Source organism: Bacteroides sp. 224, from assembly GCF_010500995.1.
Classification (GTDB): domain Bacteria; phylum Bacteroidota; class Bacteroidia; order Bacteroidales; family Bacteroidaceae; genus Bacteroides.
The window spans coordinates 97,398-120,098 of sequence record NZ_QVMK01000004.1 but is presented as its reverse complement, the minus strand read 5'-3'; the positions used below and the strand labels follow the sequence as shown (position 1 = coordinate 120,098).

Genomic DNA, 22,701 nt, shown 5'->3' with positions numbered 1-22,701 from the left:
ACACATAATATTATTAATTACTAATTTAAAAGATTATGAAAAGAGTATTATTTTTAATTGCTTTAATGGTGACAACGACTCTTTCTTTTGGTCAAATTAAAGCTGTGAAAGAGGCTAAAGCTATTTTAAATGAAGTAAAACCAGATTTAAAAAAGGCGAGAGACCTTATTTCCGGAGCACTGAAAAATCCCGAAACTAAAGATAATGCAGATACTTGGGATGTAGCTGGTCTTATTGAAAAGAAGTACAATGAGAAGGAAATGGAGAAAGCATATTTAAAGAAACCTTATGATGAACTTGGTGTATATAATAGCGCTTTGGGCATGTATAATTACTTTTTAAAATGCGATGATTTGGCACAAGTACCTAATGAAAAAGGTAAAATTAAAAATAAATATAGAAAAACAAATGCTGGATATCTGAAACCAGAGCGTGCCAATCTTATTAATGGAGGAATTCAATATTTCAATAAAGGTGACGACGAAGGTAATAAAAAAGCATTAGAATTCTTTGCTATGTATATTGACGGGCCTTCGCATCCTATATTCGAGGGAGAAAATATTCTGGCAAATGATACTCTTCTTGCGCAAGTTGCATATTATGCTGCTTTAGCTGCTGCTAAACAAAAGGATTATGTTGCAGTTTTAAAGTATGCTCCTTATGCAGTAGAAGACCCGGAAGTAGGTAAATTCGTTTTAGAATTTTCGGCAGTGGCATATAGTGCAGAAGAAAGTACTGTTAAAGACTCTATTAAATGGATTGAAACATTGAAAACCGGTTTGCAGAAATTTCCAACTCATCAGTATTTCTTTGGTAATTTGATTGATTACTACAGCAAAAATGAAAAATATGGTGAAGCAATGGAGTTCGTAGATAAGATGATCGCTACTGATCCTAGCAGTCCTTTCAATTATTATGTAAAAGGTTACCTTTATCATAATATGAAGGATTATGATAAATCTATTGAAGCATATAAGAAAACAATTGAATTAGATTCTGATAATGCAGAAGCTAATTCAAATTTAGGTTTGGTTTATTGTCAGTTAGCGCAAGATTATTCTGATAAAGCAACTACTGATATAAATAGTCCTAAATATGCTAAAGATCAGGCTGAAATTAAGAAATACTACGAGTTGGCAAGACCTTATTATGAAAAGGTTAGAGAATTGAAGCCAGATGAAAGCGGACTTTGGGCAAATGGACTTTATAGAATTTATTATAATTTGAATATGGGTAAAGAGTTCGAAGAGATGGAAAAAATCTTAGGACTGTAAATTCAATGATAAAAAAATAAATTTGAAAAGGGATCTACAAAAGCAGATCCCTTTTTTCGTATCTATTTCAGAATCAAAGAGTTATATTATAACAATATGAAAAAATATAATTCGTATTATGTTTAATTAGAATAATGATATAAAAAAGACCTTACCCCTCAATGTGTTTTTATCCACTTGTCGAAGTAAGGCACTCTTCTTATTTGATAACCAATGGAACTTTGCTTCGGTCTATAACCTCGGCAGTTACGCTACCAATTAGATCAATATCTTTTTGATTCTTACCACGTGTTCCCATGATAATTAACAGCGGATGTTCCTCCTTGGAATATCTTAATATTTCTTCCTCCGGAATGCCTTCTTGCAATAAGCATTGGAATTTAATATCTGGGAATTTACCTATTTGAATATTTTCCTTTATCTTATTGGAGAGTTCATTTATGTCGTGATTAATCTTCTGAATGATGTTTTTCAAACTCTCTTCATCTGCAATTTGGTAATTAAAAACATCTCCGTAAGGTAATGATGAAGCATATATGGGCGTAAAATATACATGTAACAGAATTACTTCTGCATCTATTGTTTGGGCAAAATTAAATCCTATCTCACATGCTTTCATCGAATAATCGGAAAAGTCGATAGGTACTAATATTTTGGGAGTGCCCAGAAACTTATTTTCGGGTTCCTTCTCTCCTACTACATCCTCTGAGAGCCATGCTGAACTTTCAATAATCTTCAATGCACGTGGTAAATCACTTTCTTTGATTCGAACACGTCTCCTGATGAAATGATCGGTTGTATCTGATTAACATTATGAATATATGCTTCTATACCTTCATTTTCCAGTACACTTTTAAGAATCTGAGCTTTTGAATAAGTCAGAATGGCTAAAGTTACTAATTTTTCTTCCATAAGATTTCTTTTATTTAATGAGATATTGAAATGATAATATATAAGAAATCCCAATTGTTTATTAACTTGTTACAATTGGGATTTTTATTATTCATATATTTTTTAGACTTGAGCTGCTTCGGTAGTTTCTTCTTTTTGCATTTCTATATTTAGTTCATCTAATATCTTCAGTGCCCGATCCAAGACTGTTGTATCATCAATCATCACAAGCCCCCCATCCGGACCAGGCTCAAGATGTATTCCGACACTTTTCCCCTCTTTGAAATTGTGACCACCGAAGAAGTTTCTGACTGTGCTGACACTAAGCCCTAATTCATCAGCTATTCTGTGCATACTACCGTTTGGCAATGAGTCTTTGATCTTACGAAGTTCATTGAAAGTTATTGTTCTCATGATTACCTAAATTTAACTGGTTAATACTATATACTAAAAGTATCACGCTATAAACTTAGGAAAAAAAAAGGATAAATCAAATTATTTATATATATTTTTGATAAAAAAAGACTGTTTATCAGATGGGGCAATTTTAAATAATTTCGATATCCGATGCAGCAATCCAACCCACTTTGCCGTCCTCAAGCGTGATTTCTTTCCATGTTTTCATCGAATTATCCTTTATTTTGACTTTTCTACCTTCATGTAAAATAAATAGACTAGTACCACTTCCGTCAGGAGTACTTCGAACAGTAACACTTGGAGTAACGACTATGGCTGTATTTCTATTCAGCAAAATGTTTTTTTGATAGGATGCAAATGAGTTACTGCAAATTGTAAACAGAAGAAAAACAATTCCTCCTATAAAACCTAACTTCTTTAACAATGATTGCTTGGAGAAGATAAAGAAATACATGGCAAGTATGAAAAGAATAAAAAACGTAATGGCCCATTTAGCCCAAGTATCTATACTTGCTGTATTAATTAAAGATTTAATCCAGCTGATATAGAAAATCTCATGTACTTCCTCCACCTTGTCTACAGTCTTACTACGCGCAATTTCAAGATTAGCTTGAATGTCATCATTACTTGGATTTAATAGTAATGCGCGTTCATAATTCAATATGGCTTTCGCTATATTATCTGATTTATAATAGCTATTACCTAAATTATAGTATATTTCTGCTGCTTCCCCATGCTCTAACATAGATTCATAGAGTTGAACAGCTGTAGCATAATCATTATTCATGTAAGCACTATCGGCTTGTGCTTTTACCTGATCCAGATTCCATGATTCCTGAGCAAAGGAACAAACAGCTATACATAAGCTCAAGGTAAACAATAATATTTTTTTCATAATAAAATCCTGCATTGTTAGTGTTTGATTGAGTTTTCTATTTTACTAATTACATTGAGTGCTACAGAGTACACATTATCCATAGCCTGATTTTCATCACCCGGAGCAAAGCGAGCGAATTCGCATTCATTTAAAGCATTCAGGAACTCTTTTATCAGTTCTTCACTAACACCACGTTTAATTAATTTTTCTTCGATATTATCTTTAGAAAGCTTAGATACAGGCATATTTAGTTTATCTCCAATATATCCCCACAAAGCTTTTAATACTTCATCATAGAAAGCTTCTTTTTGGTTTTCAGCAAGTAATTTACCGGCTACTTTTAAGCGCTTAACTGCTATTTTATTAGCTTTCTTGGTACGAACCTTAGCTACGTTTGCATTCTCTATAGCTTGTTTACGATGTACAATAAAGAATATTATGAAAACTGCTAATGGTATAATGTAGAATAGCCAATAGGTAAGTGAACCGTAAAAGAAATCTCCTACAGAATGAAGATTGACATCATTTCTTTTTATAAAGCGGATATCTTCTCCCAACACCTTAATTTCTTCCTTATTTGTGAAGTTAGAAACAATTTGATCGGCATTCCCCTCTCCTTTTTCAACCTTAATTTCATAATCTTCGGTTTTCAAGGTTTTATAGGCTTTAGATTTTATATCAAAATAGCTGAATGTAGCTCCTGGAATTTTATAAGTTCCGGGATGTCTGGCAATAGCCAGATATTCAATAACTTTATTTCCGGTATTGCCGTCTCTTGTTAATCTAACTTTATTATCTACTTTGGGATCATATACCTCAAAATCATTTGGGAATTCTACTTTAGGATTAGAAATCAATTTAAGATTTCCAGTTCCTGAAATAACCAATTTGATGGTGATAGCATCATTCGTTTTTATTTCATTACTATTAATCGACGATGTTATACTGAAGTTCCCTACTCCACCACTAAAACCCGCAGGTTTTCCGGCAGGTAATGCATTTGTATTTATTTTAACTTTAGGTGTATAAAGGGTTTTCTTTACTTCCACATAATTACTTCCTCCGTTAAAGAAGGCATCAAATGGGTCGACTGAACGTACAGCTTTGGCAATGGATGCATCAAAACGAGCAGGTTCAATGGTTAATTCTCCTGCTTGTTGAGGAAACAACACAAATTGTCGATAGATACCCGCATTGTAATTACGCCCATTATAATGTTCTAATTCAAATGTAATGTTTCGGTTTGATTCTATTTCCTGAGATAAGAACCCCTTAAAATCCGGAAGTTTTACGCTATCAAAGTTTCTCAAATCAACTGCTGTATATATTTTATAGGTAAGCAAAAATGCTTCTTGCTCATATACTGTTGTTTTAGTTACATTCGAAGTTATAAATAAGTCCTGACTGGAAATCGTTGAACCAGAGGAAGAAGAGGATACACCTCCTTGTCTTTGTTGCCCGGAGCTACTATTATTGTTTGATGATGCTCCTGAATTACTGGTTTTATCTTTAGGAAGTACCTTTATATCAACGGCATTAGATATTAATTGATTGCCATTAGCTACGATTGTAGCAGCTGGTATAGAAAAATTCCCCTCCTTATTGGCCATTAATATATAAGTAAAAGTAATGCTTGCAGAAGAAGAATACTTCCCATTTATAATTTGAGTGCTACTTTGCTGTGACCGGGTAGGTCCCATCAATACATCAAATCCGGTAAAGCTGGCTGGCGCCCGAAAGTCTTTTATCTTATCTGTTGTTACTACATAAGAAATCCTAAATTGATCTCCTACTACTACCGTATTCGGGGCAGAAGCTGTAAATGTAGCCTTTTCATCTGCAAAGATGCTATTTGTAATTAATAAGGCTGTTAATAAGAAAAACAGTTTTCTCATTTATCTATTGCTTTTATATCGTCTATACTATGTTATTACCAATCATTTTCCAAAGGCCTGCTTTGAATAACCTGCATTTGCTTCTTCACTTTTTCCTGAACATCTTTCTCATCCTGCATAACAGCATTCAGCATTTGCTCTGCGTTTTCTTTGGATATTTCATTCTCTTGTTGCTCAGGTTGTTGTTGCTCTTGATTTTGCTGATCCTGTTGCTGTTGATCTTGTTGGTTCTGTTGCTGATCCTTCTGATCTTTTTGTTCTTCTTTGTCTTGTTTATCTTCTTGATCCTGATTTTGATCTTGATCTTGATTCTGGTCTTGCTGATCTTGCAACATTTTTTGTGCTAATGCCAGATTATAACGCGTTTCATCATCCTTTGGATTATTGCGTAAAGACATTTTATATGCTTCTATTGCTTTCGCATAATCTTTTGATGCATGAAATACAACACCTGCATTATGGTAAATTTGAGCTAATTTGCCTTTGTCTTTTTCTATCTGAGCAGCTTTTTGATACTGCTCCATCGCCTCTTGTGCTTTTTGTTGATGAAGAAGTGCATTCCCCAAATTATACATGGATATACTCGATTGCGAATTTGCTTCCAGTGCTTTCCGGTAGCTTACTTCTGCATCTACATAAGTACTATCTTTATAGGCACGATTTCCTTTACGAATATAATCTCTCTCCGTTTTCTGCGCCATTGTTGTAAAAGTGGCAGAAACTAAGAATAATATGAATATTATATATCTATTGTTCAACATATCAATTACTTGTTAGAAAATAACCTGATGTTTTTGAATAGTGGGTTTTTGCATTCCAATATCAATAACTCAGCCAATAACAACAATAAAATGATCCATGCAACGGCTTGAAATTGTTCGTTATAATCAGTATAGATGGTGGTTTCAACATCGGCTTTAGCCAATTTATTGATTTCACCGGTTATTACACGTTGTGCAGAGCTACTATTATCAGCACGTGTATAGATACCATTACCTTCTTTTGCAATTTCCTGGCACATTGCCTCATTCAGGCGAGTTACAATCACATTTCCCTGTTTGTCTTTTCTATAGTCATTAGTTCCTTCGGTTGGAATGGGCGCCCCTTCCGGTGTACCTATACCAATTACATTGACTTGGATTCCTTTTTCCTTTGCTGCTTTAACTGCTTCCATAGTTCCTCCTTCATGATTTTCACCATCTGTAATAATGATGATGGTTCTCCCTACCCCTTCCTGAGGCGTAAAACTACGGACTGCTAAATTAACAGCTGTGCCAATCGCTGTTCCTTGTTTAGATATTAAAGAAGGATTGATTGACTCTAAAAACATTTTAGCCGAAATAAAATCACTTGTTATCGGAAGTTGTGTAAAAGCATCGCCTGCAAAGACAATTAGCCCCACTTTATCATTTTCCAGTTCATCAACCATTCTGGATATAAGTCTTTTAGCACTTTCCAATCTGCTTGGTTGAACGTCTTGAGCTAACATCGAGTTAGAGATATCTAAAGTTATAAGAACTTCTATCCCACTTCGTTTCACGACTTCGGGTTTTGCTCCAAATTGCGGACGAGCCAGCAGAAAAGCTAATAATCCGATTGCTGAAAAAACTAACCAGAACTTAACATCGGGACGATACTTTGACACATTTGGCATGAGTGGTGCCATAAGTACCAGATCGCCGAATTTCCGAAGCGCTTTTCTTCTTCTATAATTAGAATAGAGATAGAAAGCTGCCAAAAATGGTAATATCAGCAGTAAATATAAATATGTAGGATCTTCGAATCGAAACATTTCAATCTATATTTTAAGTTATGGTATCTTTTTTAAGATAGAGTTACGCAATAATACTTCAAGCAATACACATAAAAGTGCAATTAAAGCAAACAAACGATATTCTTCCTGCCGTTTACTGAACTCTTTCACATTCAGTCTGGTTTTTTCCAGTTTATCAATCTGTTCATAAACTTCTTTCAACTTTGAATTGCTTGTAGCACGATAATATTCTCCATCTGTTACATTTGCAATTTCAGAAAGTGCCTTTTCATCAATTTCTACAGGTACATTAACATATTGCACTCCCATTGCAGTAGGATATGGGTAAGGAGCCGTTCCATTGGTTCCAACTCCAATCGTATAAACACGTATTCCAAAGTTTTTGGCTATTTCAGCAGCAGTCAGTGGCGAAATATCTCCTCGGTTATTTGTACCGTCGGTTAACAGTATGATTACCTTGGATTTAGCTTTGCTGTCTTTCAAACGAGAAACGGCGTTGGCTACTCCCATTCCGACTGCTGTACCATCTTCTATAAGTCCTGTTCTTATACTTTGAAAAAGGTTAAGCAATACAGCATGATCTGTTGTTAGCGGACATTGTGTGAATGTTTCTCCCGCGAATAATACAATTCCGATGTTATCATTCGGACGTCCGTTTATAAATTCTGCTGCTACATCTTTGGCTGCTTCCAGTCGATTAGGTTTCAAATCCTCGGCCAGCATACTGGTAGATACGTCAATGGCCAGCATAATATCAATACCTTCAATTTCACTACTTTGCCAACTATCGGTAGATTGAGGGCGCGCCAACACCAAAATAATCATTACCAACGTAGCTAAACGCAATAAAAAGGGAACATGTAGCAAATATATCTTATAGCTTTTAGGAGTATGGGCATATACTCTGGCATCAGAAATTTGAAGGGTAGCTTCATTATTCTTCCGTTTTAGAATATACCATACTATATAAGGTATAAGTAACAGCAACAAAAATAAATATTCAATATTGGCAAATACCATTCTTCAACTATTTGTTTTAATGTTTACAACAAGTTATATAATTGTATGCCTATGTATACAAATGATGCAATAATGGATGCAGAGAGTATCACAATACCGGAAATCAATAATATCTTAGCGCATAATGAACGTTTTTCAATAATAGTAATCTCTGTAGGTTGTGGCTTTTGATTCTCTACTTCTGGCTCTTTGGTTTCATTAATGAATTCAATGGCATTAATCAAGTTCGCATCATTTTCATTCATTAATGGATTATGTTTGGCAAACTTCACCAAATCGGCTGTTTGGAAAAGAAGTTTTAATTCACTAATGTCTTCTTTCTCTTTGATCTCTGTCAGTTGGTCTACGATTTCGGATGAAGTCATTTCCAACGCATTAAAACCAAATCGATCACTTATATAAGTACGTATAATATCCGTTAATTCTGTATAGTATGCTTTAGGTTCGCCTTTTTGCCATACTTTTTCGGTTTTCACACGTTCAATCTCTTTCATAGCCAATACATGCGGAGGTAATTTAGGCTCTACTTTTACACGACGAATAATTGGCTTATTATCACGTACCCGGATAATTAAATAGATTAATACTATTAATAGAGGTATAGCTAAGAATGAAATAGCTATTAATCCCCACCAATCTTCCCATGCAAAAGGCGCTTTCATTACATCTTTCGGACCGAAAAAATGATCCGGATTTTCTGTATCAACAGGAATAGAGTATACTTTCAGTGCCAAAGGGTTCGACTTATACTCTTTTTCATCAATCATCACAGACAATGGTTGTACATAATAAAGAGCAGAGTCAAAAGAAGTAATGGTATACTCTTGAGTAATAAGCAATCGTTGTTTATTATTAAGATATTGTGTATCTGGTTGAGATACTTCCAAGACCTCAATTCCCTGCATCAATGTATCAGTGAATTGAGGAAATACAGCATGTTGCTTACTATCCATTGAAACTTCGAGTTGAATCTTAGCCTGTTCTCCAATCAAAATCTGCAAAGAATCAATTCTTGCTTCCACCGTTACGGTTTGAGCATAAGAAGCAACAGATAATCCCAATAGTCCGATGAGTAGAAATATATATTTCTTCATTTTTCTTTTAGTTTCGTTTTGCAAACAAACTTAGCAATGCTTTTACAAAGTCCTGATCAGTACGCACAGACACCGAGTCGACATTGCTTTTGGTAAATGTTTCGTTGAGAGCAGTTTGTTTATTGACCCACCATTCATGATGGGTTCTACGCACAGCTTTCGAAGAGGTATCTATCCACTGTTCATGACCGGTTTCTGCATCTACAACTTTCATTAATCCGATGGATGGGAGTTCAGCCACACGCTTGTCATATACTTGTATAGCAACGACATCATGCTTACGGTTGGCAATAGTCAGCGCATTTTGAAAACTCTCTTGATCAATGAAATCTGAAAGAATAAAAGCAGTACAACGTCTTTTCATAACGTTTGTCAGGTATTCAATTCCCATTCGTATATTTGTTCGACGGCTTTCAGCTTTAAAATCAATCAATTCACGTATAATATAAAGAATATGTTTTTTTCCCTTTTTAGGAGGAATAAACTTTTCAATTCGATCAGAGAAAAAGATAACACCTATTTTATCGTTGTTTTGAATTGCTGAAAAAGCCAATGTAGCAGCAATTTCAGTAACCATGTCCTTTTTAAATTGTTTAGATGTACCGAACTCCAAACTACCCGAAACGTCCACCAATAACATAACTGTTAATTCACGTTCTTCTTCAAAAACCTTCACATAAGGTTTATTAAAGCGTGCAGTCACATTCCAGTCAATATCGCGTATGTCATCTCCAAATTGGTATTCGCGTACCTCAGAAAATGCCATCCCTCTACCTTTAAAGGCTGTATGATACTGTCCGGCAAAGATATTGCTGGACAATCCGCGGGTTTTTATTTCAATCTGACGAACTTTTTTTAATATATCAGCTGTTTCCATTCTTTAAGTTTTAAGTTTTAAGCTTTAAGTTTTGAGTTATTCTATACAAAACGTAATTTATAACTCAAATCTCAAAATTCATAACTTAAGGTACTTCTACTTTATTCAAAATCTTACTGATAATTTCTTCGGATGTAATATTGCTTGCTTCAGCTTCATAAGTTAAACCGATACGATGACGAAGTACATCATGAGCAATGGCACGTACATCTTCAGGAATTACATATCCACGGCGTTTGATGAAAGCATAACTACGAGCAGCTAATGCTAAATTGATGGATGCACGAGGAGAACCTCCAAATCCGATCATATCTTTCAACTCTTTCAAACCATATTTTTCAGGATAACGAGTTGCAAATACAATGTCTACAATATATCGCTCAATCTTTTCGTCCAAATATACCTGTCGTACCACTTTGCGGGCTTCCATTATTTCTTCGGCCTTCATGATGGGTTTTACATTGAACTTTTCGCCACTGATATTCTGTCGAATGATTAATTTTTCTTCTTCATGCTTCGGGTAATCGATAACTACCTTTAGCATAAAACGGTCTACCTGTGCTTCAGGAAGTGGGTATGTACCCTCCTGTTCAATAGGATTTTGTGTAGCAAGAACTAAGAAAGGTTCATCCAGTTTGAATGTTTCTTTTCCGATGGTCACTTGTCGCTCCTGCATGGCTTCGAGTAAGGCACTCTGTACTTTAGCCGGAGCACGGTTAATTTCATCAGCCAATACAAAATTAGCAAAAATTGGTCCCTTTTTTATCTGAAAAGATTCATCTTTCTGACTATAAACCATTGTACCGATAACATCGGCAGGAAGCAAGTCAGGTGTAAATTGTACACGGCTATATTTTGAGTCTATTAAAGAGGCTAATGTTTTGATAGCCAATGTTTTTGCCAAACCGGGAACCCCTTCTAAAAGCACATGTCCATCAGATAATAAACCAATTAATAATGATTCAACCAAATGTTTTTGACCAACAATAACCTGGTCTATTCCTGCTGTGAGATTGGTTATGAAAGCACTCTGTCTTTCAATTCGTTCATTTAGCTCACGAATATCAATTGTTTCAGCCATAATTATAGTATAATTTATTGTTTAATGCCTTTTACTTAAATTGATTCCAAAAGTACATTATATAATTAATCACCGCAACTAAATTATATTAAAAAATTATGTTAAGTCTTTAGTGGATTTATAGGATTTAAAAATGTAATATTACCAAATGCCTCTATTTTGATTTAAAACCGTCCTTCTGTTCTACTATTGGATTTTATGCGATTTTAAGCCTGTTTGGAAAATGCAAAATAACAGATAAAATTGATCGATCATTTGTAATAGATAGTTTTATTGAATAATAGATGTATTTAAGGCATTAAAGTTGAGTTATCGAAAGATAAATGCTATTTTCTGCATGCATTAAAAGTAACTCTAAAAAAATGATGAGTAAAAATAGTTGTATTTAAACGAATAATAAATGTTAAAGAGCGACTGTACCTCGTTAACGAGATGGAAAAGGATTTTAGCCAATTTAAGCATTAGCTATAGTTAACAGCAAAGAAGAAGGACTGGCTTTTATTTCTTTTTTAGTTCGGGTATTTTTAGTGTAATTCCACTGGGAACCACATCCGGATTCTTTATAATATCCCTATTATGCTTTAGTAAATACGGCCAAAGATCTTTTGTTCCATAAAAACGCAGGGACACTCTGATTAAAGTTTCTCCTTCTTGCAATTTGTAGGTTGTTTTTGTTCCTGTAATTTTATAACTTGTTGAGTCCGGATTTACAGGAGTTTTGGGTTTAGATGTGGTATTTGTCTTTCTTTTTACTTTTACCTGATCAACGTTTTTTTCCAATTCAGTTGGAGCTAGATCAACAGTAACTGTATCTTTATCTTTAATCTCTACCGTATCAGCAGGTATTATTATTTCTGTTTTTTCAGGTACAGGCATGGTTATGTCAGCACTGGAATTTTGCTTCTTTGAAAAAAGATCCGGATAGCAAACATATAAAATAATTCCACCACACAAAAGGAGTACAACTATAATTAAAATAATAAGATAGTTTCTAACACGAGTATCATTATTTGTTGTAGTAGCTTTCGAAGAAGGTTTGACCTCTGTTTGAGGAGTGCTTTCAGTAGGAGCCAATTCAGGAATTTCTTCTGCTACCCTTTCTGTTGGTTGTTCTATTTCTTTTTCTTCAACTTCTTCTTGTGTATTTTCTTCCCTATCAAGGTCGGAAGTCATGTTAACTTCTTCTTTCTGAGCAGAGTTTTCTTCTACAGAGTCTTTATCTTCTTGCTTGGGAATAACAGGAGAAACCAGAATTTCCGGTTCTTTTGTTTCTTCCGGCTCTGTAGGCTTTATATTTTCCTGTTCGTCATCAAAAGTAACATTTTCATTCAAAACAACAGTTTCAAAATGAGCAAACGGTTTATTTATTCTATCACGCAAACTGGTTTCCGGTGTGAAAGAGACTTTTGTATGGCTTTGAATTTCGAAACGTTCACCGGTATTAACATTGATACTCTCTCTGCTATCTATATTAACTAATTTGAAAGTACCTAAACCTTTGATTTTAACATAACGATCTTTCTCCAGCCCTTCTATAATTAACTCGAAAAAGGCTTTGGAAAAAGCTTCAGCATGTTCCTGTTCTATCTCGAACTTCCGGATGAACAGATTAACTATATCTTGAACAGTGATCTTATTTCCCATAAACTACCTTATTTATTTAAATTTCTCCTTTAAATAACTGTGAGGCTTATAGCTTATAGCAAGTTTAGGTGGAACGAGCATACGAAGTTTAGTAGTAGGATTTACAGATATGCGTTCTGCTTTCTTTTTTACTTCAAAGGTACCAAAATTATGAACCGAAACTGTATTTCCTTCTTCTAACTGCTCAATCACTTCATTGATAAAGGATTCAGTAAGCTTCGAGGTATAGTTAATAGGATACTCTAACTTACTGGCAAGTGCTGATATAAATTCTTTGTTATTCAAGGTCTAAAATTTTAATTCGCTGCTATATTACTAATAATCAGCGTAAAAAGCAAATGTTCAAGGAAAATATGTTTAAATAATTTTCCCAAAAAGATCGAATTCATCGGAATCAGTAATCAAGACATGGTAAAAATGTCCTATTTTAAGTTCACCTTCCTGATGGTGTATGAGTACCTCCGGATCAACTTCAGGGGAATCAAACTCAGTTCTTCCAATGTAATAATCTCCTTCCGAACGATCTATAATCACTTTAAATTCTTTGCCAACTTTTTGTGCGCTTAGTTTTCCTGCAAATTCTTGTTGGATATTCATGATTTCATCTAAGCGAGCCTGCTTAATTTCTTGTGGAATGGAGTCTTCATAATTATTTGCAGAATAAGTACCCTCTTCTTCCGAGTAAGTAAATGCTCCCATTCTATCGAACTGTGCTTTATGAACAAATTCTTTCAACTCCTCAAAATCTTCTTCTGTTTCTCCGGGATGCCCTACCATTAATGTTGTTCTTAAATGGATTCCCGGAACTTCTTTGCGAAATTGTTCGATGAGTCCATAAGTTTCTTCTTTGGAAACATGACGTTTCATTTTCGATAACATATTATCACTAATATGCTGTAGTGCAATATCCATGTATTTACATACATTATCGCGTTCTCTCATTACTCTAAATAAGTCGGTAGGAAAATGTGCCGGATATGCATAATGCAGGCGTATCCACTCTACACCGGGAACGTCGGATATTTGTTCTATAAGCTCAGGAAGCATTTGTTTTTTATACAGGTCAATACCATAATATGTAAGCTCTTGTGCAATAACCTGAAACTCCTTAACTCCTAAAGAAACCAGGTATTTAACCTCTTCTACAATCTCTTCGATGGGTTTCGATACATGTCGCCCTGTGATTATAGGAATTGCACAATAGGCACACTTCCTATCACATCCCTCAGAAATCTTTAAATAAGCATAGTGTTTAGGCGTAGTTAGCGAGCGCTCTATACAAAATTCATCATGATAGCTCTTTCCTAAGTCAGCTAAAAGCTCTTTCCAATTGAATTTACCATAAAATTTATCTACTTGTGGAATTTCAATAGAAAGTTCTTTCAAATAGCGCTCCGACAAACACCCCATCACATACAGCTTTTCTAAATCGCCTTCTTCTTTGGCCTGTGCAAATTCAAGAATCATATTGATTGATTCTTCTTTAGCATCCCCAATAAAACCACAGGTGTTAATGACAGCTATTTCTCCTTTAGGCGATTCCGAATCGTGGGTTACGCAATACCCCTCTTCTTCCAGTTGCCTTATTAATTGTTCCGAATCGACGAGGTTTTTGGAACACCCCATCGTTATTATATCAACAGTCTTTCTTTTCATTTATTTTCTCCAAACAAAGAATCTACAAACTCTTTCCTGCGGAATACTTGCAAATCCTCCATTCCTTCTCCTAACCCTATATATTTAACAGGAATTTTAAATTGATCTGATATACCTATTACTACTCCACCCTTGGCTGTACCATCTAATTTAGTAATGGCCATAGTAGTTACTTCCGTAGCTAAGGTAAATTGTTTCGCCTGCTCAAAGGCATTTTGCCCGGTAGATCCGTCTAATACTAATAATACTTCGTTGGGAGCATCCGGAAGTACTTTCTTCATTACATTTTTAATCTTGGTTAATTCATTCATTAAGCCAACTTTGTTATGAAGACGTCCGGCGGTATCTATAATTACTACATCTGCATTATTTCTAACAGCAGAGTTAAGAGTGTCAAAAGCTACTGAAGCAGGATCGGAGCCCATCTGTTGTTTAATCACCGGCACTCCCACTCGTTCTCCCCAAATAACCAATTGTTCTACTGCTGCTGCTCTAAATGTATCGGCAGCTCCTAAATACACTGATTTTCCGGCTTTTTTGAATTGATAAGCTAATTTACCGATCGTAGTAGTTTTTCCTACGCCGTTTACTCCTACCACCATAATTACGTATGGTTTCTTCTCAATAGGAACATCAAAATCGGCTACGTCATCCGAGTGATTTTCTGTTAGCAAATCTGCTATTTCGTCACGTAATATAGCATTCAGTTCTTGTGTATTTACATATTTGTCGGTAGCTACTCGTTTTTCTATTCTTTTAATGATATTCAGCGTAGTTTCCACTCCCACATCAGAGGTAATCAATATTTCTTCCAGGTCATCAAGTACCTCATCATCTACTTTAGACTTTCCGGCAATAGCCCTATTGATTTTACTAAATACACTTTCTTTGGTTTTAGATAGCCCTTTATCCAGTGTCTCTTTTTTTTCTTTGGAAAAGAAGTTGAAGAATCCCATAATATCTGGTATTTATATTATATAACTTATAATTCTACAAAGATATAACAACAAATGAAAAGTAAAAAGTAATTGTGTAGGAATATAAAAAATCCTCTTATTACTTTAAAATAAGAGGATTTATATATGATACCGTAAAATTACCGGCGCTAATTACTTCTTAAAGAAGTCTTGTACTTTTTCATTAGGAACCATTTGTTCATCAAAGATGTAAGCTCCGGTTTTAGGAGACTTCACCATTTTGATAACTTTGGAATAAGAACGGCCTTCTTTGGTGCCATCTTGCAAACTTGCTACTGTTTTCTTTGCCATGGGTTATAATGCTTATTTAATTTCTTTATGAACAGTTACTCTTTTCAGAATTGGGTTGTACTTTTTCAACTCAAGTCTTTCGGTGGTATTTTTTCTGTTTTTAGTCGTAATATAACGAGAAGTACCTGGCATACCACTTTCTTTATGTTCTGTGCATTCAAGAATTACCTGTACTCTATTACCTTTTGCTTTCTTAGCCATAAGTCTATCTCTCCTTCGTTTTAACCGATTACTTTAATGGTTTTCCAATCACAATAACCTTTAGATACTGCATCATTCAAAGCTGCATCTAAACCTTTCTTATTAATAGTGCGAAGACCTGCGGCTGAAATACTCAGGCTGATCCAACAATCTTGCTCTACATAGTAGAACTTCTTTTTAAACAAGTTCACATCAAAAGTTCTCTTAGTTCTTCTTTTAGAGTGTGAAACATTGTTGCCAATCATGGCTTTCTTTCCGGTAATTTGACAAATCTTAGACATTTCTATCTTATTTTTTATAGTTTTTATCTTTAGTTATCTTAAACAGAGCGCAAAGTAAGTGCTTTTATTGATAAAAAACAAATTATTTAGCCAATAATTCGCTGTGTAATAGCAATATTTCCTTATTTTATAAGATTTAGGAATAACAGAAGTGCATTGTTTACAGCTCTTTCCGTATTCATTTCTCTTCCCTGATCCGTTTCTTGTTTCATTGTTACTATTTCGTTTTTATTGGCAACAGCTATCCAGATTGTGCCTACAGGTTTAGTTGGTGTTCCTCCTTCGGGACCTGCAATGCCCGATGTTGCTATGCTGCAATCCGTATTTAATGATTTCATCGCACCTTTTACCATCTCAATTACGGTTTCCTCGCTCACAGCTCCATAAGTTTGTAGGGTTGCAGGGTTTACATGCAAAATAGATTCTTTTATCTCGTTCGAATAGGCAATAATACTTCCTTTATAATAAGAGGAGCTTCCGGGAATAGATGTGATTTTGGCTGCAATATTCCCTCCGGTACAACTTTCGGCGGTGGAAAGGGTCAGATTCTTCTTTATTAGAACTTCACCAATATATTTTTCTATGAGATTATCGTTTTGCATGACCATTTATTTAAATGAACACAGAGGCACTGAGTTACAGAGAATAATTAAACACTTTGTGTCTTTACGTCTCTGTGTTCATTATTATTTTATCTAAATTACAACTCGCGAGTAAGCTGGCAAGTCTATCGAACAAAAATCGTTATTCTGATATTTGAAATACCCTGTAATGGCTATCATAGCAGCATTATCGGTGGTATAGTTAAATTTAGGGATAAATATTTCCCAGCCATACTTCTTAGCATGTTCATGAAAAGCATTCCTCAACCCGGTATTAGCCGACACACCTCCTGCCACAGCTACTTGCTTAATTTGGTATTGTTTGGCAGCTTTACGAAGTTTATCCATTAAAATATCCACTACAGTGGCTTCCAATGAAGCTGCAAGATCTTCTTTATGATGCTCGATGAATTCGGGGTCTTCTTTTATCCAATCTCGTAGAGAGTATAGAAAAGAAGTCTTTAAACCGCTAAAGCTATAATCTAATCTGGGGATATGTGGTTTGTTGAAGGTATATGCTTTGGGATTGCCTTGTCTGGCCAACCGATCAATAATAGGACCACCCGGATACCCCAGCCCCATTACTTTGGAACATTTATCGATGGCTTCGCCGGCAGCATCATCAATGGTTTGTCCAAGCACTTCCATCTCATTATAATCTTTTACTAAAATAATTTGTGAGTTTCCACCGGAAACAAGCAGGCAAAGAAAAGGGAATTTTGGTTGATTTGTATCTTCATCCTTTTCTTTAATAAAGTGTGCTAAAACGTGAGCTTTCAGATGGTTAACATCTATCATCGGAATATTCAAAGAACGGGCAAGCCCTTTAGCAAATGACACTCCAACTAATAAGGACCCCATAAGTCCGGGACCTCTTGTAAATGCTACTGCACTTAAATCGTCTTTGTTAACCTCGGCACATTTCAATGCTTCATGTACTACAGGAACTATATTTTGCTGGTGGGCACGTGAAGCCAACTCGGGCACTACCCCACCATAAGCTTCATGCACAGCCTGACTAGACACCACATTCGATAATAAAACGCCATCTTTTATGACAGCTGCCGAAGTATCATCGCAGGATGATTCAATCCCTAATATAATCGTACTCATCTTTTTGGGTATTTTTAAGATGCAAAAGTAATGATAAACCGGATTTCATTGGTTATTATTTTATATTTTTGTTGGCAAATTAACTAAATCCACCATATCAGAAGAATAAAAAGAATAGTACGCTATCTGCTCGGTATATTAATAGGTGTATATGTCGGGGCTCTTATCTTGTTGAATATTCCTTTTATTCAGCAGAAGATGACTGTATATATAGCTAAAGAACTGTCTTCTACACTCCATACCAAAGTTGAAATTGGCCGTATCAATGTCGGGTTGCTAAACCGAATCATTCTAGATGATTTATTATTGGATGATCAATCCGACAAAGAAATGCTGAAAGTTACACGCCTTTCTGTTAAGTTTGACCTTATAGATCTTCTTAGTGGTCGAATATCAATTAGCAATGTACAACTTTTCGGGTTTAATATCAATTTGAATAAGCCGACTCCTGATGCAGATTCTAATTTCAAATTCGTGCTTGATGCTTTTGCTTCCAAAGATAGTGTAAAAACTCAAAGTGATATTGATTTACGCATTAACTCTCTTTTAGTTCGTCGTGGTAAGCTGGCTTATGATGTACTTTCGGAAAAAGAGACTCCCGGAAAGTTTAACCCCAAACATATTAAATTATATAATATAATAGGGAATATATCATTAAAGGCACTCCAAAATGATTCTATCAATGCACAGATTAAGCGTTTAAGCCTGGATGAACAGTCGGGATTCGAACTTCAGAAGTTAAATATGAAGATATTGGGCAATGATAATAACCTGACTATTGATAACTTTGCTGTAAATCTGCCAAACACATCTTTGCAAATGGATACTATCCACATGAATTATGATAGTTTGGGAGCCTTTCGGAATTTCCTGACAGATGTACAATTCTCACTTAAAATAAAACCCTCTCATATAACATTGCACGATATATCTCCGTTTGTTCCTGTATTGGAACATTTTAAAGAGAAGATAAAGCTCGAACTGAGGGCAAACGGAACTATTGATCAATTGAATTGCCCCGAATTAACCATCAACTCCGACAATCATTTGCGAGTAAGAGGAAACGTTTCGCTACATGATCTTTCTACTCCTGAAAATGCGTTTATTTACGGCAAACTCTCCTACTTGTCGGTAAATCAGGATGGCATCGACTTTCTGGTACGTAACTTTAGTAAGGAATACAGTACAACTCCGGATATATTGAAACGATTGGGAAATGTTTCTTTTACAGGAGAGATATCCGGATATTTTAATGACTTGGTTACATACGGGACCTTTCAAACCGGCTTGGGAAGTGTTAAAAGTGACGTAAAAGTAAGTTCTGATAAAGAAAAGGGTATTATTTCCTATTCCGGAGGAGTAAAAACTGAAAACTTTGAACTTGGAGCATTATTGAATAATAATAAGTTGGGTAAAATCACCTTCGATTTTAATGTAAAAAGTAACCATCAGCCTAAACAATATCCTTATATATTATTAAAAGGATTGGTTTCGTCTATAGAATATAGCAATTATCAATATGATAATATTGAACTGGATGGCGAATATAAGCAGGGAGGATTCGATGGGAAAATAGCCTTGAATGACGAAAACGGTTCTGTTTTTCTAAATGGAAACATTAATGTAGCAGAAAGAGTTCCAACATTCGATTTTAACGCCATTATTAAAAATGTTCGTCCTTATGAGCTAAATATAGCTTCAGATAAATATAAGGATACTAACTTCTCGATGAAGTTAACTGCTAATTTCACTGGGAGTACCATCGATGATATGGTGGGGAGCATACACATGGACAGTGTATCTTTTATAGCTCCCAATGACACTCTTTCTATCGACAAAATTCGTATTTTATCTACACGTACAGACACAAAGAATATCTTAACTCTTGATTCTGAGTTTATGAATGCGCGTGTAGAAGGCACATACTCATATCGTACATTGCCTATAAGTATTATGAACACTATAAGGCGATATGTTCCGGCTGTTTTCCCTCCTAATGGAAAAAAGGAGATTGAAACATCCAATAATTTTAGTTTCGATATCAATATATTTAACACGAAGTTTTTGCCTATCGTATTTGATATACCTTTAAAGGTTTATACTCATTCTACTTTCAAAGGTTATTTCAACGATAAAGCCAATCGAATGATGTTGGAAGGTTATATACCTCAATTACAATATGGAAACATGTTTCTTGAGTCCGGATTTATTTTATGTGAGAATACTTCTGATTACTTAAGAGGTAGAGTTAGACTGAGTAACCATCGGAAAAACAGCATTGTTAACCTATCATTAGATACACAAGCCAAAGACAATGTGTTAGATACACAGATAAATTGGGGAAACACCGGAAACATTACCTATAGTGGTAAGTTTGCTGCCCTCACAAACTTCTCGCGTTCGGGAGAAAACAAAAAATCTCACTTAAAAACGGTTATTGACGTAAAACAAACAGATGTGATCTTAAATGATACTATTTGGAAAATACATCCTTCTCAAATTGTAGCAGACTCGGGAAAAGTTCATATCAACGATTTCTATTTTAGTCATGAAAATCAACATCTGCATATCGACGGACTTGCTTCTGACAACTTGACAGATACCGTAAAGGTTGATCTAAAAGGAATCAATATAGAATACGTATTCGATTTGCTTAATTTCAAAAGCGTTGATTTCAAAGGACATGCCACAGGAACGGCCATGGCATGTGGAGTATTGAAAAAGCCGATAATGAACACCCGTTTGTTTGTTAAAGACTTCTATTTCAACGACGGATTAATGGGCGACATGAATGTTACCGGAGAGTGGCACCAGGAGGAAGAAGGTATTTGGGTAGATGCACATATCAAAGAACGGAATATTTCAGAAACGCTGGTAAAAGGTTATATTTTCCCTTTAAAGCCTAAAAGTGGACTTGATTTAGACATAAGAACCCAAAATGTAGATATCAGATTTCTCGAAACATACGTAAAAAGCCTTGCCTCCGACTTCTCCGGTCGCGTATCGGGTAAAGTAAGGCTTTACGGGACTTTTAAAACATTAAATCTCGATGGTGCCGGTAAGCCGGATGCTACATTTAAGGTGAATGTGCTGGATACTTATTTTGCAGTAAGAGATAGTGTCTACCTCTCTCCTCGCGAGGTTTCATTTAAGAATATTCCCTTTTATGATATAGAAGGGCACAGAGGAGCTGTTAATGGATATTTAAGGCATCAGCATTTCAAAGATATGAACTATAGACTGGATATTAACACCAACAATATGCTGGTGATGAAAACTTATGAGGATGCAGAAGTGCCGTTCTATGGTACTGTTTACGCTACAGGAAACGGATTACTCAGAGGAAATGGAGAGGGATTAAATATTGATGCTGCCATAACCACGAATCGGAATACAACCTTTGTTTATACCATGTCTCCAACTGCATCTGCTGTAAGCAATCAGTTTATTAAGTTTGTAGATAAAACGCCAAACAGAACAGACCTGGATTTTTTGAGTAATATTTCGGACTTCGATCGGGCAAGACAACAGCAGAAAAAAGAAGAGGAAGAGTTGGATATAGATGTACGCCTAAATCTCCAGATAGATGCTACGCCGGATGCCAATATGCGTATTATTATGGATCCTATAGCCGGAGACTATATTGGAGGTAAAGGTACCGGTAACGTACGCATCGATTTCTTTAATAAAGGAGACATCAAGATGTTTGGAAGTTATGCCATTAATCAGGGTGTCTATAAATTCAGCTTACAGGAGGTGATACGAAAGGATTTTATTATAAAAGATGGTAGTAATATTGTATTCAATGGAGATCCTTTTGATGCAACAATGGATGTGCAGGCGGCATATACAGTAAATTCTGCCTCGCTTAATGACTTATTGACTTCCGAGGAAACTGCATTGATAGCCAATGTCAACGTAAGGGTAAATTGTTTAATGAATCTTTCGGGAGTACTTACCAATCCAACTATCAAATTAAATATTGAGTTACCCAATGAAAGAGATGAGGTACAAGCATTAGTACGCAATTATATTAGTACCGAAGAAGAAATCAATATGCAAACACTTTATTTGCTTGGTATTGGTAAATTCTATCCACCGGAACATTTAACTACCGGGCAAAATTCGAATGTGATGTCATCGGTGCTATCTTCTACCCTATCCGGACAATTAAATAATCTATTATCTCAAATTATTGATAATAACAACTGGAACATTGGTACCAATTTAAGTACAGGCGATAAAGGATGGACCGACGTAGAAGTGGAAGGAATACTTTCCGGACAGTTATTAAATAACCGTTTATTAATAAATGGAAACTTTGGTTATCGGGATAATCCTATGTCTACCACTAATTTTGTGGGTGATTTTGATGCAGAATGGTTGTTAACTCGCTCAGGAGATATTCGATTGAAGGCTTATAACCAAACTAATGATCGCTATTATACACGTACCAACCTAACCACTCAGGGCATTGGTATTATGTATAAAAAAGACTTTTATAAGTGGAATGAATTGTTCTTTTGGAGGAATTGGAGAAAGAAAAAGCAAGCAAAAAAAGTGGAAGTTAAAGAAAGAGTTGCTCCATTAGATACTATTCCTGCAGATTCTTTGCATAATCAATCTACTTCTTGGATACAACTTCGTTAATGGAAGGGGGTGAAAACACAGAGACACAAAGACACGGAGTTTTTTATTTAGATAGTCTAACTATAAACTCCGTGCCTTTGTGTCTC

At 35.3% G+C, this 22,701-nt stretch carries 20 protein-coding genes and 1 pseudogene; 2 read left to right on the top strand and 19 right to left on the bottom strand.

The annotated features are described in order from the left end of the window. Nucleotides 1-35: 35 nt before the first annotated feature. A complete protein-coding gene (locus D0T60_RS04020) occupies nucleotides 36-1,274 on the top strand; it encodes a tetratricopeptide repeat protein (protein ID WP_163216868.1) in 1,239 nt (412 codons plus the stop codon). Nucleotides 1,275-1,482: 208 nt separating this feature from the next. Here D0T60_RS04020 and D0T60_RS04015 read toward each other — a convergent pair. From D0T60_RS04015 to tsaD, 19 genes and pseudogenes are all read right to left on the bottom strand, one after another. Continuing rightward, nucleotides 1,483-2,186, bottom strand: a pseudogene (locus D0T60_RS04015) (universal stress protein); the annotation flags it as partial. 102 nt (nucleotides 2,187-2,288) lie between these two features. Then, nucleotides 2,289-2,579: a DNA-binding protein gene (locus tag D0T60_RS04010; protein ID WP_163216867.1), complete on the bottom strand. Its 291-nt coding sequence runs from the start codon at nucleotides 2,577-2,579 to the stop codon at nucleotides 2,289-2,291. 133 nt (nucleotides 2,580-2,712) lie between these two features. After that, the gene (locus D0T60_RS04005; RefSeq protein ID WP_163216866.1) at nucleotides 2,713-3,477 is read right to left on the bottom strand and encodes a tetratricopeptide repeat protein; all 765 of its coding nucleotides are present in this window, start codon (nucleotides 3,475-3,477) and stop codon (nucleotides 2,713-2,715) included. A 17-nt stretch (nucleotides 3,478-3,494) separates the two neighbouring features. After that, complete coding sequence (locus D0T60_RS04000; RefSeq protein ID WP_163216865.1) at nucleotides 3,495-5,354, bottom strand: BatD family protein; 1,860 nt, start codon at nucleotides 5,352-5,354, stop codon at nucleotides 3,495-3,497. Between the two features lie 35 nt (nucleotides 5,355-5,389). Beyond that, nucleotides 5,390-6,115, bottom strand: coding sequence for a tetratricopeptide repeat protein (locus tag D0T60_RS03995; protein WP_163216864.1), 726 nt, complete (start codon nucleotides 6,113-6,115; stop codon nucleotides 5,390-5,392). Between the two features lie 5 nt (nucleotides 6,116-6,120). Continuing rightward, nucleotides 6,121-7,146 carry a VWA domain-containing protein gene (locus tag D0T60_RS03990; protein ID WP_163216863.1) on the bottom strand — a complete coding sequence of 342 codons (1,026 nt, stop codon included), beginning with the start codon at nucleotides 7,144-7,146 and terminating at the stop codon, nucleotides 6,121-6,123. 18 nt (nucleotides 7,147-7,164) lie between these two features. Further along, the gene (locus D0T60_RS03985; protein WP_163216862.1) at nucleotides 7,165-8,148 is read right to left on the bottom strand and encodes a VWA domain-containing protein; all 984 of its coding nucleotides are present in this window, start codon (nucleotides 8,146-8,148) and stop codon (nucleotides 7,165-7,167) included. A gap of 23 nt (nucleotides 8,149-8,171) precedes the next feature. Next, complete coding sequence (locus tag D0T60_RS03980; RefSeq protein ID WP_163216861.1) at nucleotides 8,172-9,242, bottom strand: BatD family protein; 1,071 nt, start codon at nucleotides 9,240-9,242, stop codon at nucleotides 8,172-8,174. A 7-nt stretch (nucleotides 9,243-9,249) separates the two neighbouring features. After that, entirely contained in the window at nucleotides 9,250-10,119 is an 870-nt protein-coding gene (locus tag D0T60_RS03975) for a DUF58 domain-containing protein (protein ID WP_163216860.1), read from the bottom strand. Nucleotides 10,120-10,204: 85 nt separating this feature from the next. After that, nucleotides 10,205-11,200, bottom strand: coding sequence for a MoxR family ATPase (locus tag D0T60_RS03970; RefSeq protein ID WP_163216859.1), 996 nt, complete (start codon nucleotides 11,198-11,200; stop codon nucleotides 10,205-10,207). A gap of 498 nt (nucleotides 11,201-11,698) precedes the next feature. Further along, on the bottom strand, nucleotides 11,699-12,844 hold the full coding sequence (locus D0T60_RS03965) for an HU family DNA-binding protein (RefSeq protein WP_163216858.1): 1,146 nt from the start codon (nucleotides 12,842-12,844) through the stop codon (nucleotides 11,699-11,701). 12 nt (nucleotides 12,845-12,856) lie between these two features. Further along, the gene (locus D0T60_RS03960; RefSeq protein WP_163216857.1) at nucleotides 12,857-13,129 is read right to left on the bottom strand and encodes an HU family DNA-binding protein; all 273 of its coding nucleotides are present in this window, start codon (nucleotides 13,127-13,129) and stop codon (nucleotides 12,857-12,859) included. A 72-nt stretch (nucleotides 13,130-13,201) separates the two neighbouring features. Then, on the bottom strand, nucleotides 13,202-14,500 hold the full coding sequence (gene rimO, locus D0T60_RS03955) for a 30S ribosomal protein S12 methylthiotransferase RimO (RefSeq protein WP_163216856.1): 1,299 nt from the start codon (nucleotides 14,498-14,500) through the stop codon (nucleotides 13,202-13,204). Then, entirely contained in the window at nucleotides 14,497-15,456 is a 960-nt protein-coding gene (ftsY, locus tag D0T60_RS03950) for a signal recognition particle-docking protein FtsY (protein WP_163216855.1), read from the bottom strand. Before ftsY ends, rimO begins: the two co-directional genes overlap by 4 nt. 153 nt (nucleotides 15,457-15,609) lie before the next feature. After that, nucleotides 15,610-15,768, bottom strand: a complete 159-nt coding sequence (locus tag D0T60_RS03945) for a DUF4295 domain-containing protein (protein WP_163216854.1) — start codon at nucleotides 15,766-15,768, stop codon at nucleotides 15,610-15,612. Nucleotides 15,769-15,780: 12 nt separating this feature from the next. Further along, the gene (rpmG, locus tag D0T60_RS03940) at nucleotides 15,781-15,969 is read right to left on the bottom strand and encodes a 50S ribosomal protein L33 (protein ID WP_008761579.1); all 189 of its coding nucleotides are present in this window, start codon (nucleotides 15,967-15,969) and stop codon (nucleotides 15,781-15,783) included. Nucleotides 15,970-15,989: 20 nt separating this feature from the next. After that, nucleotides 15,990-16,250, bottom strand: coding sequence for a 50S ribosomal protein L28 (gene rpmB / locus D0T60_RS03935; RefSeq protein ID WP_163216853.1), 261 nt, complete (start codon nucleotides 16,248-16,250; stop codon nucleotides 15,990-15,992). A 122-nt stretch (nucleotides 16,251-16,372) separates the two neighbouring features. After that, on the bottom strand, nucleotides 16,373-16,852 hold the full coding sequence (locus D0T60_RS03930; protein WP_370524368.1) for a CinA family protein: 480 nt from the start codon (nucleotides 16,850-16,852) through the stop codon (nucleotides 16,373-16,375). Between the two features lie 93 nt (nucleotides 16,853-16,945). Continuing rightward, nucleotides 16,946-17,965 (bottom strand): tRNA (adenosine(37)-N6)-threonylcarbamoyltransferase complex transferase subunit TsaD, encoded by a 1,020-nt coding sequence (gene tsaD, locus D0T60_RS03925; RefSeq protein WP_163216851.1) that lies wholly within the window; start codon nucleotides 17,963-17,965, stop codon nucleotides 16,946-16,948. A 198-nt stretch (nucleotides 17,966-18,163) separates the two neighbouring features. Here tsaD and D0T60_RS03920 point away from each other — a divergent pair, with 198 nt between their 5' ends. Next, entirely contained in the window at nucleotides 18,164-22,615 is a 4,452-nt protein-coding gene (locus tag D0T60_RS03920; RefSeq protein ID WP_163216850.1) for a translocation/assembly module TamB domain-containing protein, read from the top strand. The last annotated feature ends 86 nt before the right edge of the window (nucleotides 22,616-22,701 follow it).

What these genes read in the sequence shown, in the direction of transcription:
- D0T60_RS04020 (WP_163216868.1), top strand. Translation starts at nt 36, where the DNA reads ATGAAAAGAGTATTATTTTTAATTGCTTTAATGGTGACAACGACTCTT.
- D0T60_RS04010 (WP_163216867.1), bottom strand. Translation starts at nt 2,579, where the DNA reads ATGAGAACAATAACTTTCAATGAACTTCGTAAGATCAAAGACTCATTG.
- D0T60_RS04005 (WP_163216866.1), bottom strand. Translation starts at nt 3,477, where the DNA reads ATGAAAAAAATATTATTGTTTACCTTGAGCTTATGTATAGCTGTTTGT.
- D0T60_RS04000 (WP_163216865.1), bottom strand. Translation starts at nt 5,354, where the DNA reads ATGAGAAAACTGTTTTTCTTATTAACAGCCTTATTAATTACAAATAGC.
- D0T60_RS03995 (WP_163216864.1), bottom strand. Translation starts at nt 6,115, where the DNA reads ATGTTGAACAATAGATATATAATATTCATATTATTCTTAGTTTCTGCC.
- D0T60_RS03990 (WP_163216863.1), bottom strand. Translation starts at nt 7,146, where the DNA reads ATGTTTCGATTCGAAGATCCTACATATTTATATTTACTGCTGATATTA.
- D0T60_RS03985 (WP_163216862.1), bottom strand. Translation starts at nt 8,148, where the DNA reads ATGGTATTTGCCAATATTGAATATTTATTTTTGTTGCTGTTACTTATA.
- D0T60_RS03980 (WP_163216861.1), bottom strand. Translation starts at nt 9,242, where the DNA reads ATGAAGAAATATATATTTCTACTCATCGGACTATTGGGATTATCTGTT.
- D0T60_RS03975 (WP_163216860.1), bottom strand. Translation starts at nt 10,119, where the DNA reads ATGGAAACAGCTGATATATTAAAAAAAGTTCGTCAGATTGAAATAAAA.
- D0T60_RS03970 (WP_163216859.1), bottom strand. Translation starts at nt 11,200, where the DNA reads ATGGCTGAAACAATTGATATTCGTGAGCTAAATGAACGAATTGAAAGA.
- D0T60_RS03965 (WP_163216858.1), bottom strand. Translation starts at nt 12,844, where the DNA reads ATGGGAAATAAGATCACTGTTCAAGATATAGTTAATCTGTTCATCCGG.
- rimO (WP_163216856.1), bottom strand. Translation starts at nt 14,500, where the DNA reads ATGAAAAGAAAGACTGTTGATATAATAACGATGGGGTGTTCCAAAAAC.
- ftsY (WP_163216855.1), bottom strand. Translation starts at nt 15,456, where the DNA reads ATGGGATTCTTCAACTTCTTTTCCAAAGAAAAAAAAGAGACACTGGAT.
- D0T60_RS03945 (WP_163216854.1), bottom strand. Translation starts at nt 15,768, where the DNA reads ATGGCAAAGAAAACAGTAGCAAGTTTGCAAGATGGCACCAAAGAAGGC.
- rpmG (WP_008761579.1), bottom strand. Translation starts at nt 15,969, where the DNA reads ATGGCTAAGAAAGCAAAAGGTAATAGAGTACAGGTAATTCTTGAATGC.
- rpmB (WP_163216853.1), bottom strand. Translation starts at nt 16,250, where the DNA reads ATGTCTAAGATTTGTCAAATTACCGGAAAGAAAGCCATGATTGGCAAC.
- D0T60_RS03930 (WP_370524368.1), bottom strand. Translation starts at nt 16,852, where the DNA reads ATGCAAAACGATAATCTCATAGAAAAATATATTGGTGAAGTTCTAATA.
- tsaD (WP_163216851.1), bottom strand. Translation starts at nt 17,965, where the DNA reads ATGAGTACGATTATATTAGGGATTGAATCATCCTGCGATGATACTTCG.
- D0T60_RS03920 (WP_163216850.1), top strand. Translation starts at nt 18,164, where the DNA reads ATGACTGTATATATAGCTAAAGAACTGTCTTCTACACTCCATACCAAA.